This is a genomic window from Gracilimonas sp. B-17 (genome assembly GCF_056857935.1).
Map to the genome: position 1 here is coordinate 281,709 of NZ_JBSXOA010000012.1, position 14,707 is coordinate 296,415.

General features: G+C 41.8%; 13 protein-coding genes. 3 read left to right on the top strand and 10 right to left on the bottom strand.

Annotation, left to right across the window (positions count from 1 at the left end; genetic code table 11):
• Positions 1-6: 6 nt before the first annotated feature.
• From AC13FX_RS09770 to AC13FX_RS09805, 8 genes are read right to left on the bottom strand one after another with little or no spacing between them, the layout of a single operon-like run.
• Complete coding sequence (locus tag AC13FX_RS09770; protein ID WP_482880368.1) at positions 7-831, bottom strand: SCO family protein; 825 nt, start codon at positions 829-831, stop codon at positions 7-9.
• Positions 832-840: 9 nt separating this feature from the next.
• Complete coding sequence (locus tag AC13FX_RS09775; RefSeq protein WP_482880369.1) at positions 841-1,362, bottom strand: hypothetical protein; 522 nt, start codon at positions 1,360-1,362, stop codon at positions 841-843.
• A 12-nt stretch (positions 1,363-1,374) separates the two neighbouring features.
• A complete protein-coding gene (locus AC13FX_RS09780; protein WP_482880370.1) occupies positions 1,375-2,586 on the bottom strand; it encodes a hypothetical protein in 1,212 nt (403 codons plus the stop codon).
• Between the two features lie 25 nt (positions 2,587-2,611).
• Complete coding sequence (locus AC13FX_RS09785) at positions 2,612-3,646, bottom strand: c-type cytochrome (protein WP_482880371.1); 1,035 nt, start codon at positions 3,644-3,646, stop codon at positions 2,612-2,614.
• Positions 3,639-4,184, bottom strand: a complete 546-nt coding sequence (locus AC13FX_RS09790) for a DUF3341 domain-containing protein (RefSeq protein WP_482880372.1) — start codon at positions 4,182-4,184, stop codon at positions 3,639-3,641. The genes AC13FX_RS09785 and AC13FX_RS09790 overlap by 8 nt, the downstream gene beginning before the upstream one ends.
• 4 nt (positions 4,185-4,188) lie before the next feature.
• Positions 4,189-5,616 (bottom strand): NrfD/PsrC family molybdoenzyme membrane anchor subunit, encoded by a 1,428-nt coding sequence (gene nrfD / locus AC13FX_RS09795; RefSeq protein ID WP_482880373.1) that lies wholly within the window; start codon positions 5,614-5,616, stop codon positions 4,189-4,191.
• A gap of 27 nt (positions 5,617-5,643) precedes the next feature.
• On the bottom strand, positions 5,644-8,766 hold the full coding sequence (locus AC13FX_RS09800; RefSeq protein WP_482880374.1) for a TAT-variant-translocated molybdopterin oxidoreductase: 3,123 nt from the start codon (positions 8,764-8,766) through the stop codon (positions 5,644-5,646).
• The gene (locus AC13FX_RS09805) at positions 8,732-9,376 is read right to left on the bottom strand and encodes a cytochrome c3 family protein (protein ID WP_482880375.1); all 645 of its coding nucleotides are present in this window, start codon (positions 9,374-9,376) and stop codon (positions 8,732-8,734) included. The genes AC13FX_RS09800 and AC13FX_RS09805 overlap by 35 nt, the downstream gene beginning before the upstream one ends.
• A gap of 284 nt (positions 9,377-9,660) precedes the next feature.
• Between AC13FX_RS09805 and AC13FX_RS09810 the strand changes: the two genes are divergently transcribed.
• Positions 9,661-10,230, top strand: coding sequence for a DUF420 domain-containing protein (locus AC13FX_RS09810; protein WP_482880376.1), 570 nt, complete (start codon positions 9,661-9,663; stop codon positions 10,228-10,230).
• 65 nt (positions 10,231-10,295) lie between these two features.
• Here the strand turns inward: AC13FX_RS09810 and AC13FX_RS09815 are convergent, their stop codons facing one another.
• Entirely contained in the window at positions 10,296-11,126 is an 831-nt protein-coding gene (locus AC13FX_RS09815) for a sulfite exporter TauE/SafE family protein (protein ID WP_482880377.1), read from the bottom strand.
• 117 nt (positions 11,127-11,243) lie between these two features.
• The gene (locus AC13FX_RS09820; RefSeq protein ID WP_482880378.1) at positions 11,244-12,491 is read right to left on the bottom strand and encodes an Nramp family divalent metal transporter; all 1,248 of its coding nucleotides are present in this window, start codon (positions 12,489-12,491) and stop codon (positions 11,244-11,246) included.
• 314 nt (positions 12,492-12,805) lie between these two features.
• Between AC13FX_RS09820 and hemN the strand changes: the two genes are divergently transcribed.
• Together hemN and AC13FX_RS09830 are read left to right on the top strand one after the other, a co-directional pair.
• Positions 12,806-14,158 (top strand): oxygen-independent coproporphyrinogen III oxidase, encoded by a 1,353-nt coding sequence (hemN, locus tag AC13FX_RS09825; RefSeq protein ID WP_482880379.1) that lies wholly within the window; start codon positions 12,806-12,808, stop codon positions 14,156-14,158.
• Between the two features lie 88 nt (positions 14,159-14,246).
• The gene (locus AC13FX_RS09830) at positions 14,247-14,699 is read left to right on the top strand and encodes an RrF2 family transcriptional regulator (protein WP_482880380.1); all 453 of its coding nucleotides are present in this window, start codon (positions 14,247-14,249) and stop codon (positions 14,697-14,699) included.
• Positions 14,700-14,707: the final 8 nt, after the last annotated feature.

Here is a 14,707-nt window from a genome sequence, read left to right on the forward strand (position 1 = left end):
TTAAATTCAGATTTTGAGGTTGTTTTTTTTGCGTTTTTCGCGAAGCCAGAAGAGGCCCAAGAATATACCGAGAAATATCAGTGTAGCCAAGCCGCCAAGCTTCATAATATTGATCGCCACCGGGACATAACTGCCTGAATCGGGATCATATTGATAACAATACATTACGACCTTATCGATCGTGCTTCCAATTTTTCCGTCTGCAGAGTCAAACAATGCATTACGGACGTCAAACTCGTCATAGGAAATACCATATAAATATCTGGTGATCTTCCCTTTAGGACTCAGTAAAATGATCGCTGCACTATGCGCATATTCTCCGGTCTCTTCAATTTCTCTATACTGAAACCCAACGGCTTCAATCACTTTATCGATCTCCGTTTTATTTCCTGTCAGAAAATGCCAGCCACTTTTAGTGGTTGAATCCATTTGAGCCAGGTAATTTTCTTTTGTCTTCCTGGCGAGTTCTGCATTTTCGTTAGGATCAATACTGATCGATATAACAATAAAATCTTTACCGGGTTTCCAAGCCAGGTCTTCAATTACATTAATGGTTCCATCCAGAACCAAACCACAAAGCATGGGACATTCATAGTAAAGAGGATTCAATAAAATCGGTTTACCATCTACTAAAAGATCACCAATCGTCACGCTATCGCCGTTCGAAGTTGCAAACTTAGCATCTAAGGGGATAATATCACCCAAATGTTCGGTTATGCCTAAATTTTGCAGCGCATCCGGTTCTTCACGATTTAGCTGCGCAAAAGCAGTATGTGAATTCAGAAACACTGCTAACAATACAAAAATTGCCGGCAGTGTGGTACGTCTCATAGGTTTTATTTAGTCTATAGCAATTTTACTGATGGCACTGTCTATAGGAATACGGTAGATGCCTTCTTCAAGGTCAACTACACCAAAACTGTTTAACTCTTGTTCTTGTTCGGCTCTTAATTCGGTAAAATCAGAATAGGTTACTCTCAATGATGCTTCTTTTTGTGCCTCAAACAGGCTGAATTGTGAAAAGAAAACCATTGCAACAACAAAAATGATCACAAGAGAGGTCCCAACAGTAGACCAAAATATCAACTTACCATAATTAAGGGTATCACTCATTACTCCATGAGAGACACCGGTAACCAATTCATCATCTTCTGTTGATATATCAACATCTTCAACCGATCCTTCATCATATTCTGCTGAAGCAAGTTCAACACCTTGATCTGTATATTTAGAGGCCCACAGGATAACTTCATCCTCAGATATATCATATTTAGCTGCAATATTCTGAATCACCTTCTGGCTTTCAGATGTAGCTTCCTGAGCAACTTTTGACTTAAATTCTGAACTGTGCTTGTCTGACATCGTTAAAAATGATTATTGGTGATAGGATTTTGAGAGGCAGTCTTCAAGTTTTGGATCGTTTTTCGGGATCATATCATTTTGTTTGAACTGTCGGAAAAACAGACCAAAGAAAATTCCACCCAGACCTATGAAAGCAGTGATATCCATCCAACTAAAGCTGAAACCATGATCATAGAGAGTTGGCATTGCGATCCAATAGATCTCTGCAAAATGTATGATCAGAACCAATGCTGACATTCCTCCTAAAACCATTCTGTTCTTCTTGGCTTCTCTGTTAAGAAGAACCAAAAATGGAACAGCAAAACGGAAGATCAGTGACCCATAGAGTAAGTACTGCCATCCACCTTCCATTCTGTGGTAATACCATAGGGTCTCCTCAGGAAGGTTAGCATAGTAGATCAATAAAAACTGTGAGAATGCGATATAAGCATAGAACACAGTAAATGCGAAGAACCAGGCACCGAGGTCATATATATGTACCTGGCGAATGGTATTGGTCAGTAATCCCTGTTTGTGCAGGAAAAAGACCAACAGGATCATGATCGGCCAGAAAGCCTGAAAATTGATAGCAAAAAAGTAAACACCGAACATGGTAGAGAACCAGTGAGGGTCAAGAGACATCAACCAGTCAAAACCGGCAAAAGCTACAGAAAATGCAAACAGAAGAATACCCGGGGCACTTACTTTTCTCAAAAGGGTGGTCAGACCCCAGTCGTTGGTTTTATCCATTTCGACAGACACTTTATGGAGTTTATAACCAAGAAAGCCCCAAATTGCGAAGTAAATAACCTGACGAATAATAAAGAAAGTGGAATTCAGAAACGGTGATTTACCCGCTACGATCTTATCGTATTCTGCTGTACCATACTCAAGCAATTCAGGGTGACTCCAATGGTATAGATTATGAATACCAAAGAGTATTGGAACAATGAATATTGCCCAGATCCATATGTTGGCAGTAAAGGATTCAGAAATTCTCCTGAAAACAACGCCCCAGCTTGATTTGGTAATATGATGAAGCATCACCATGATCAAAGCCGATAGGGCAATGCCTGAGAAAAATGTGAAACTAACCAGGTATGAAAAGAAGAATTGGTCAGCATCCAGAAAATATCCGATTGCGGTGGCAATTAGTCCAACAGCACCTACGCCAAATAGTACACCTGGAACTTTGCTGTCGGCTGGAAATTGTAAAGAATCTGTTAAAGTAGGCTTATGACTCATTTTAAAAGTGTGTTAAGCAAAGTTCTTAGTTATTAAGATTTTTGATGTACAGAACAATAGATTCGATCTCATGATCAGCCAGATAGCTGTAAGAGGCCATAACTGCTTGTTCGTAGCCAACGGTTTTTTTGGCTTCAGGGTCTACAATTGATTCGCGGATGTATTCTTCATCTTTTGTAACCGTAATGGTTTCACCATCAGCTGTCACTACCTGTGCTTCGCTACCAAACAGGCCGGCCCATGTTGGACCAATTCCGGCTGAACCGTCTTCACTGTGGCAGGTAGCACAAGCATTAGCTGTGATCACTTCCTGTCCAAGGGATACGGATGCTTCCGGTGCTTCCTGTGGTTGTCTGGCTGCTGCAATAGAATCAAGTCTGGCCTGTTCTTCGTTGGCTTCAGCTTGAAGGGCAGCGATATCTATATCAAACTCTTGTAATTCCTGCTCCGTAACGTTTTGGCTGGCTTGAAGGGCTCTTATATATCCCACAATAGCCCATCTGTCTTCAACCGGGATCTGTGTAGCATAAGAAGGCATGGTCCTTACACCATTATAAATAGCAGAATATAATGCACCATCAGAGAGTTCACGAACTCTTTGCTCGTGATAGGAAGGAGCTGGTACGTAACCGTAACCGCCTTCCATGATCACTCCATTTCCTGCTCCGGTTTGACCGTGGCATGGTGTACAAAAGATCTCATAACGTTCTTTCCCTCGATACAGGAAAGATTTTGTCAGATCTACAGGTATATAATTGATGTACTCACCATTTTCGTCAACACCTTCATACAATGCCCTGTCAGTTTTAGCTAAACCTCTTGCAACCGTTCCTTCTACCGGTTGTCTCATAGATCTGCCGTCAGCAAAGAAATTATTTACTTCCTGAGCTTCTTTCCTTGGCTGTTGATCCATATTCATATTTGGATGAATAGGAGGTTTTTCACTGATCTGTCCCTGGCAGGCTGATAAGGAGATACCCAATGCAAAAACACTGGCTACCTTTAATATTCCTTTTACGTTCATTCCTGAAAATGGTATTTGTGTAGATTTTTTATTCATAAACTTCCTCAATATGAGTAGCACCGGCTTCCTGAAAAAGTGATGTGACCTTTTCTGCCTCAAACATGTCATCTTCTGCTTCAATGCAGGCGAAGAAACCGTCATCAGTTGCTTTTTTGAATCGCTCTGAGTTAAAAAGAGGATTGTGCAGTTTGGGAAGTCCATTTAAAAAGAACATTCCGAATACGGCACCAAAAGCAGATAACAGTACGGTTAATTCAAATGTGATAGGCACCCATGCTGGTGCATTGAAAAAAGGTTTACCACTGATGTTAAGTGGATAGTCGATCACAGACATGAAATACATCATGGATATTGCAATAGTGAACCCAAGTACGCCGTGCCCCAGAACGATCCAACCTAATTTGGATTTTTTCAGGTTCATGGCTTTGTCCATTCCATGGATTGGAAAGGGGCTGAAAGTATCGAACTTGCTGTATCCGGAGCTGGCCATTTTCTTGGCAACATCCGTTAATTCCTTGGGATTTTTAAATTCAGCAAGGATTCCGTGTAATTTTTGTTCTTCTGTAGTACTCATATTCTTAAGCCTTCTCTGATTGTGGTTCAGGGACTTCAACTTTAGGGGCAATAAATTCACTGGTGTCCTCATCATAGTTGTGAGGGTCAGCTAATGGTATCACTGCCTTGATCTCAGCCAGTGCTATCATCGGTAAGAAGCGAAGGAACAGCAGGAACATGGTAAAGAATAATCCAAATGTTCCTACGTAAGTCAATACATCCCAAATCGTTGGGCTGAAATAATCCCAGCTTGATGGCAGATAATCATTTGCTAATGATGTTACAGTGATCACAAATCGCTCAAACCACATACCAATGTTTACAACGATCGAGATGAAGAAGGTGAATCCTACACTTCTTCGTAATTTCTTTGACCAGAAGAACTGTGGTGACAATACATTACAGGTCATCATAGCCCAGTACGCCCATGCATAAGGGCCGGTTGCTCTCAATAAGAAAATAGCTTTTTCATATTCAACACCACTGTACCATGCAATAAAGAACTCCATGATATAGGCAAAACCAACCATAGAACCGGTGACAAGGATCACAATATTCATTTTTTCCATGTGATCATCCGTCATGATATCCTTCATGCCATAGATCTTTCGTGCAACGATCATAAGCGTTAATACCATCGCAAACCCTGAAAAGATGGCTCCGGCAACGAAATAGGGAGGGAAAATAGTTGTGTGCCATCCCGGTATCATAGAAACGGCAAAGTCAAAGGATACAATAGTGTGTACAGAAAGTACCAGAGGCGTTGCAAGGCCGGCAAGGATCATGTAAGCTTTTTCATAATTCCACCAGTGGCGGTTAGAACCGGTCCACCCGAGTGAAAAGATACCATAAGCCACTTTTCTTACTTTATTTGTGGCACGGTCACGAATTGTCGCAAGGTCAGGAACCAAACCGACATACCAGAAAAGCAGTGAAACCGTGAAATAAGTGGATACTGCAAACACATCCCATAGGAGAGGGGAGTTGAAGTTTGGCCACATAGCCATCTGGTTAGGAATAGGGAATACCCAGTAAATAACCCAGATACGACCAACGTGTATCGCCGGAAACACACCGGCACACATTACCGCAAAAATGGTCATAGCCTCAGCAAAACGGTTAATAGCCGTACGCCAGTCCTGTCGAAATAGAAATAAAATAGCAGAAATAAGGGTTCCTGCGTGACCAATACCAACCCACCATACAAAGTTGATAATAGCCCAACCCCATCCAACAGGGTTATTAAGTCCCCAGATTCCGGTTCCTTCCCAAATAAGGTAGCCGATGGCAACAACCATTAGCATTAAAAGGGCGTTGGCTCCCAACATGGCCAGATACCATAATTTAGGAGTGGGACGTAAATTTATATCAGTAACCAGTCGTGTAAGGCTTGAAAAGTCATGATCGCCTTTTACAAGAGCGGGTTCCGGTACGTATTGGTATTTACTCATGTTTTGGATGTATTCCTGATTAATATCTTAAGCCAAAGCTGGGTTTGGATTTGTAAGTTTAGCCATATAAGAGGTTCTTGGACGTGTATTCAGCTCTTCCAGCATCTGGAAGTTTCGTTCGTTGCGTTTCATTTGTGCAACGGTGCTGTTATCGTCTGTGAGGTCGCCAAAGTAGATCGCATCAGCAGGGCAAGCCTGTTGACAGGCGGTCTTTACAGTGCCATCAGCCGGTTTAGGTGAACCGGTTTCGATCTTGGCATCGATCTTAGCACGATTAACACGCTGTACACAATAGGTGCATTTTTCCATAACCCCACGGAAACGAACAGTTACTTCCGGGTTCATAGCCATCTGGATGATGTCCGGATCGTCGCCTGTTGTTAAATACTCTTTAGGATAGTTGAAGAAATTAAAGCGGCGTACTTTGTAAGGACAGTTATTAGCACAATAACGGGTACCAATGCAACGATTATACGTCATTTGGTTCATTCCGTCCTCACTGTGCGTTGTTGCTGCAACCGGGCAAACTTGCTCACATGGAGCCAATTCGCAATGCATACATGGTACCGGTTGATGTACCGCTTGTGGTGAATCAGCATCATCACCGACATAATAGCGGTCGTTACGGATCCAATGCATTTCACGACCGCGTTTCACTTCTTTTTTTCCAATGACCGGTATGTTATTCTCACTTTGACAAGCGATCACACACACTCCGCAACCAAAACAAGAGTTCAGGTCAATAGCCATTCCCCATTGTGGTTCGTAGTCAGGATACGTTTGTTCGTCAAATAGTGAGATCGGTCCATCCGTATCGCCATTTTCTTTTGCTTCAGCCATGCCCGGTACAGGGTAAGTATGAACCGATTCAAAAGAGGCAAAGTCCGGATTTTCTTTATATTCTGAAATTGAGGCCTGTCGGTACATATCACGACTTTCTAGGCTGTGATGATCCTGAACACAGGCAATTTCATAGGTATTTCCGGTATTTGTTACGTTAGCTGAGGCATAGAACATTGTTTCTGTGCCTCTGATCGGATATACGTCAACTCCGCCGGCTGTATAATCCATGTAAGAGTTGGCTACGCGGCCAATTCCTTCCCGGCCATAACCGGTTGTAAGTGTAATGGAGTTATCAGCATGACCCGGTTGTATCCAGGCTGCTATCTTAACAGATTTTCCATTTACAGTAATTTCAACAACGTCAGTAATGTCTTTTCCGGCACTTTGTTCACTTACACCTAATTGTTCAGCTGTTGCCGGGCTCATTAGGGCAACGTTATCCCAGGTGATCTTGGTCATTGGATCAGGAAGTTCCTGAAGCCATCCCAGGTTCGCAAAACGCCCATCATATAAGGTAGCATCGGGTCGGATCACGATCTCCATTCCGGATGTAACAGATACATTGGAAGTAGCCTGATCCATTGCAGAAGCAAAACCGGAGTTAATCCTTACATTTGCAGTATTGTAATTATCAGTAGTATCAATACCGTCATGCAAAATGTTGGTCCAGCGGTTGTTAAACCCTGACCTGTAATACCCTTTGAAGGTATTTTGAACCAGATCATAACCTGAAGTCAGTTCACCATTTACTATAGTGTTAAGGAACTCGACTTCGCTGAGACCATTATGTAATGGCTGGATCTGAGGTTGAATAACGGAACGCGCACCACCATAAGAATAGCCATCTCCCCATGCTTCAAGGAAGTGAGCACGATTGACGTGCCATGTGGTCTTTTTGGCAGTTTCGTCAACGTAATCAGATAGATTAACAACTGTTTCTACATTAGATAGAGCGTTTTCAAATTCAAGATCAGAAGGAGCTGTGTGAACGGGGTTCACACCAACCATGACAACTGTATCAACGTTGCCGGCTTTCATTTCAGCTACAACATCAGCAAAAGCTTGGGTATTGTTCTGATCGTCAAAATGTGGAACTTCAAGATAATTTACAGTATTTCCTGCATTTCCAAGAGCCTGATTGATGGCTGCCACAGCAGCTTGTACTTCAGGCTTGTATTGGGAACCTATAGAAAGAGCCGATGAACCTGCATTTGAGGCTAATTCATCCGCAAGTACGGTGATCCACTTGTGATCAGAAAACTGATTAGAATATCCATTGAATGCATTCAGCCCATTAATTCGTGTAGAAAGAGCAGATGCAAGAGCATAAGTAAATGCTTCGATCTCGCTGGCTTTAAGTCTAAGCCTGTGGTCTGCATAAGAACCGGTAAGGGTAAAGGCATCCTCAACCGCATAAATTCGGTTCATTTCGCCATTAGTATCTGTGACCTTACGTCGGGCAGACACCTGTTTGGCGTATTCCACACTGTTTGGATGTGTGGAAGCCATAAAGTCATCATTCAATGAAACAACAACATCAGCATTAGCGTAATTATAATGTGTTCTTAAACGGTTACCGAAAGCAATTCGGTTACCTTCAATGATGTTATCCTCACCAAAAGGCTCATAAGTAACCCAGGTAGAATTACGGAACTTAGATTTAGCCTGTTCCTTTAAACTGTTATAAGTAGGAGAGGAGTTGGCTTCCGAAATAAATGCCACTCTTTGGCCGGTATTGGCGAAATGAGAAGCTGCAAATTCAGCAAAATCTTCTTTTGTTGCCTTACTCCCATTATTTAAAGGAGAATGAGAACGGTCAGGATCATAAAGCCCAAGAATGGCCGCCTGATTAAAAATACTGGTTCCGCCTTTACTTGCAGGGTGAAGGTCATTTCCTTCTAATTTGGTAGGTCTTCCTTCATGGTTTTCAGCAATCAACCCAACAAGGTTGCCTTGCACCGGCATCGCAGTTGCATAATATAAAGGTACTCCCGGTACTACGTCCTCAGGTTGTTTCGAATATGGAAGGATCTTCTGGACCGGACGTCGACAAGCCGCTAAGCCGGCAAGTGCAACTGAAGCTCCCATTACTCTGAGGAATCCGCGACGAGAAACGCCATCAGTTAACTCAGTGGCGTTTTCAGGGAATTCACGCTCAGCAAACTTCTGATATTCCTTATTGTTTGCTAACTCTTTTAAGCTTTTCCAGTAGGTGGTTTGTTTTACTTCTTCGCTCATCTGTTGATCTGTAATTTCTGAATCCTTCACATTATTAATAATGGCAACCCTGGCAGTAGGTCGGAGCATGAATATTCTTTTTGTCTACCAGTTCTTTTCCAATTTCAAGCTGATTTTCAACCTGATAACCCATAGTAGTAACTTCGTCGACAGGGCGGATGTATTTTTCCGGTTCACGGTGACAATCTAAACACCAGCCCATGCTAAGCGGCTCTGATTGATACACAATCTCCATTTTATCAATTCTTCCGTGGCAGCTTTCACAGCCAACCCCCACATTAACGTGCGCTGAGTGATTGAAATAAGCATAATCGGCCAGATTATGAACTCTGACCCATTCAATGGCTTTGCCGGATTGCCAGCTCTCACGAACTAATTCAAGCTTATCGCTATCCGTTTTGATCTGATTGTGACAGTTCATGCAAGTTTGAGTTGCAGGAATGTTTGCCTGCTTTGATTCAAATACACTGGTGTGACAATATTGGCAATCAAGTCCAAGCTGATCCACATGAAGTTTGTGACTGTAGGGAACCGGTTGTTCCGGAGCATATCCTACATCGGTATATTCGGGTGAGAAGAAATACCAAACGCCAAAAATAATTGCGTTGAGTAAGACTATTAAACCAATTAAAATTTTTCGGGGAACTTGATTTGTCCACTTGGGGAAAATCTGCGCCATAAAGATTGCTTATTTTATGTTTAGGTATAGAGCAGTAATGCTCCCATTAAGAAGCCGCGCAAATCTATCAATTTTTTCGTTCTAAATTGAACAAAAAGAGGAAACAGCCTATTATTTAAAACTATTCTAAATAGATTATGCCAAGACTTATATATCACATCCAAAATGTGAGGCTGAAAAGATAGTATACATTTGACAAAAATGCCTCAAAAGGAATTGAAAAACTCTGTATTTAGTTTTGTTTGCCTTAACTTTGCCCTACAACCGAATAGACGTTTATTAGCATGAGTGAAAATGTAAAACTTCCCGAGTCATCTAAAATTTTAGAACAGGTTAGTGCGAAAAAAGCCCTTTTCTTCATTATAGGCTTGAGTATAATAGCGATCCTGTTCTTGTTTTGGCTGATATATTTTAATGAAGGGGCAGAGGCTCCGGTTAGCTGGATCGGTAATTTGTCTGCGGTCAATGCTGCTCTCAATTCTTTAAGTACTGTATTTCTTCTGCTGGCTTTCAGGGAGATAAAGAGACGGGATTTTCAAAAGCATATGAAGTTTAATTTGGCAGCCTTTGTAACCTCTGCATTATTTCTGGTGAGCTATGTGGTTTATCATCATTATGTGGGCGATACAAAATTTCTGGGAGAGGGAATTGTAAGGCCTATCTATTTCTTTATTCTGATAAGCCACATCATACTCTCTGTATTTGTTGTCCCCTTAGTGTTGGCAAGTTTTTATTTTGCTTTCAGTGGTAAATTTAAAACCCACCGCAAAGTATCAAGGTGGACATTCCCGATCTGGTTATATGTATCAGTTACAGGTGTTATTGTTTTCTTTATGTTGAAATTATGGGGATAGGTACAACAACAGGGTCCAACATAGAATATTGAAGGGGACATTTATACTTGATTCTCAATAATCACTTACCCTCCACCCGGAGTAGCTCCACCTGCAATCAGGTAAATCCCCAAAGCGATAAGCACCAACGCAAGTGAAACCTGTAATTTACTGGCTTTGATACGTTGTGCGATAAACCATCCGGAAACCGTTCCTATTAATAAGGGTACCGTCAGGAACAGGGCCAAATACCAATCCACAGCGTTATGCACCATATAGCCAACCGTTGCGAATCCTGAAATAAATATGGATTGAACTTGAGCCAGGGCTACTGATAGCAACATTGGAACCCCAAGCACCACCATCAGTGGTACCGCAAGAACGGGGCCGCCTACTCCCAACAACCCACCGGGTAATCCAACAGCAATTCCTACACCGGCAAGCCACAATAATCCTTTAGAAGACTCGATCTGTAATTTATTATCGGGTTTGAGTTGTTTCTTCTGGCGATAAAGGATCAAAATCCCCGTAAATAAAACAAACAGTCCCAGGAGTATGGCAAATAGGGATTTATCCAACAGAGTGTTTATCTGTGCACCGGTAAAGGCTCCAATAACAGATGCAAGGCTCAATACCCCCGCTGCCTTTCCGGCTACCTTTCCTTTTAATTCACCCGACTTGAGGTAACCAAGACTCCCGACGATCCCGGTTGCAATAAAGGTTGCACTTGCAGTACCCGCCACTGTACTGGGGTCGAGGGGAAGGAGGGCAAATAGTGCGATGGTAACAAAAATACCGCCCGGGCCAATAGTAGTGATGCAAATTCCCCCTACTAATGCAATAAAGAGCAACAAGATAATGATCTCAGTACTCATGGTTGTCATAGCAGAAAACAGCAGGCTTATATATAAGGTCATGTTTTATGTTTTCTAGATTAGTTTACACCAAACTAAATGCTTTGGATCACGAATGTACTAAACATGATCTTTAGCATTAAGTAAGGTTGTTGTATTAACCAATAACCAGAACGATGCTTAAAGAAACATCCCTCCAAAAATTGCTGACATTACACCTTTAGCAGAATTTAAGGCAATGTAAGCTGAGAATAATACCAACGTGAAATTAGCGACATTCAATTTCCATGAATTGGTATTGGCCCCCATTAGTTTTTTGTCGTTCATAGCCCAGAATAAGAGTGCGGCAGTGATAGGTAAACCAAATACCCCATTATAGGCAGGGAACAGGGTGATCATTTCCACAACGCTTAATCCGGTTACTTTTGCTACAAGTGGAGAGAACATTCCAATAAGAATTCCGCCGGCAAAGATCATTTTGAATTGCTTGCTGCTTCCTTCCTTGTGGTCAATGTCGAGAGCTTCAAGTATCATATAAGGCACGGTCCACATAATGGGAACGATGCTGTTGAAGGCAGCGGCTATCACTCCGATCAGGAAGACGATCATCGCCCATCGCCCCAATACGATCTCAAGGGCTTCACCGGGCGCCACAAAGGTGGATAATTCAGTATATCCTGCAGGCCGTAGTACGGCAGCAGATACAATTATAATTGCAACAGTGATCAAACCTCCAACGGTATAGCCCATTGTAAGATCAGTGCGCATGCTTTTAACATGTTTGTCACTATTCCAGCCTTTCCGTTTGACCAGAATTGACTCAAGGAAGAAATTTGGCCACAATGCAGTAGTACCAAGGATGGCTGCACCCAGCAACATCGCTCCCGTGTCAGGTATTGAGGGGATAAAGCCCTTTGCAACTTCAACCATATCCGGACCACTTGCGCCTGCAACAACCAGATATAGGATGAGCAGAAGAAACATCATACCGGTCATGACCTTTTCAACATATCCATAGTGGAGGGTTCCAACAATGATAGCTACAATTCCTGTAACAACGGCCAGAGGTTGCCATGCAATAGCTCCGCCAGTTAATACTTCAAAACTCATTCCAACTGCGGCTGTCAGTGCAAGGGTCCAGGCAATACAGCCCAGAGACAGAAATAAGGCAAGGATCAGTGCACCATTCTTACCTAGTTTTTTTCGGATGAAGGTCATAAGTGTATCCCCATAAATACCAAGTCGTGCACTCATGTCCTGTGCCATAAAACCAAGCATAACAGCTCCTATAACAGCCCATATCAGAATGTAGCCATATTCAACTCCTGCCTGACTGGCAATGAAGATGGAACCGCTGCCGAAATAGCTGGCAACCATAATGAATGACAATCCATATTTATCAAAGAAATTTGCAAAAAACTCTTTCATATAGTCGGTCTAATTGTTTGATGTATTTGTAGGTATTATTAAATGGCTTTTATAAGATGGCAGGCGTTAATAGACTGTGATGCGATCGCACTAACTGAATAGACTAAATCAATAATATTATGAAGATTGGGCAGAAGTTCTTCTAATGCCAATACTAAGCCGCGTCAATGGTAAGCAATTCACTTGTAAGTTCGAAATAAGAATCCTTGATCAGCTCTATCGGAAATGATTTTTAACAAAATAGATGCGTTCCAGGAGATTCACTAAATCTTTATAAAGGAAGGATAAGTTTGGCAGCAAAACTATGAGGAAAGATGAATATTGAACTGATACGAAAATATAACGTACCGGGGCCGAGGTATACCTCTTATCCAACGGTTCCGTACTGGGATGAAAAGAGCTTTACCCCTAAAGAGTGGGAATCTACACTTCTACGATCATTTGACAAATGGAAACACGAGGGGATCTCGCTTTATATTCACCTGCCTTTCTGTGAAAGTCTATGCACATTCTGTGGTTGTCATAAAAAGATCACAAAACGACATGAGGTAGAAGACCCATACATCAAGACCGTTCTTAAGGAGTGGCAATTATATCAGGATCTGTTGCAGGAAAAACCTGTTATAAAAGAGATCCATTTAGGAGGGGGTACACCTACCTTTTTTAGTGAAGGGAATCTTAAACGGTTGATACATGGCTTGCTTGATGGTGCAGATCTGAAAAGTGACCATGAATTCAGTTTTGAAGGCCATCCAAATAACACAACTAAAGAACATTTGCAGACACTGTATGATCTTGGCTTCAGGCGTGTCTCATACGGTGTACAAGACTACGACACAAAGGTTCAGCTGGCCATTAATCGAATTCAGCCATTTGAGAATGTAGAAAGAGTGCATAATTGGTCTAAGGAGATCGGATTTACGTCAGTTAATCATGATCTCGTATTTGGGTTGCCACATCAGTCCTTGAAGGGTATTGAAGAAACTATAAATAAGACTAATGAACTTAGGCCGGATAGGATCGCATTTTACAGCTATGCTCATGTACCGTGGATAAAAGGAAATGGGCAGCGGGGATTCAATGAAAATGACCTGCCAAAAGATGATGAAAAAAGGGCATTGTATGAATTGGGTAAACAAATGTTCTATGAAAATGGGTATGTAGAGATCGGAATGGATCATTTCGCTCTAAAAACTGACAACCTATATAAAGCCATGCAGGATGGTACGCTTCATAGGAATTTCATGGGTTATACAGCCGGAGCCACGAAGGTAATGATCGGTTTGGGAATGTCTGCTATCAGTGACAGTTGGTACAGTTTTGCTCAAAATGAAAAAAAGTTGAGTGAATATGAAAAGAGAGTGGAGATGGGAGAGATCCCGGTGTTTCGGGGTCACATCCTGAATGAGGAAGATCTTCAGATCCGTGAACAGATCCTGAATGTAATGTGTGACTTTGAAACCGAATTCAAAGGTGAACATGATCAGTTTGAAGTAATTAAAACCAGACTGGGAGAATTGGAAGAAGATGGTTTAGTGACCATTGACGAAAACCATGTATTTGTAACTGAAAAAGGAATTCCGTTTGTTAGAAATATTTGCATGGCTTTTGACCTGAAAATGGATCTCGAGCAACCAAAAGAACGAATGTTCTCTAAAACAGTTTAATATTGTAAATTTTATGGCTACGAAAGTATTGTCATGGTATTTTAAATAAATATGTGTAATTTCAGACAAAGATGTCTTAAATAGGATTATGTTATTATCAAAGTCTTGCGTTTACGGTCTAAGAGCTTCATTGTATTTAGCTTCAAAAAAAAATAACGAGTTTCACTCACTCAAAGAGATCAGTGAAGAGTTGGAAATCTCCTTTCATTTTTTGACGAAGATCTTGCAACAGCTAACCGCTGAGGGATATATAGAATCCTATAAAGGCCCAAATGGAGGAGTCAGGTTGTCAGGGAATGGTCAAATGGCAACCTTGTACGATCTTGTTATAGCGATCGATGGTCCGGGATTGTTTTCTCAATGTGCTTTGGGTTTACCCGGGTGTGGATTACAGGAACCTTGTCCCTTACACGATAGCTGGGTTGGAGCCAGAGGTAAGATCGAAGAGATGCTACAGAGGATGACATTGAAAGAGATCGCTGAAGAAGGAAAGGAAAAGCACTTTAGATTGACAGCTGAGGGAGAGTTTTCCTGGCAGTAAAAATTTTA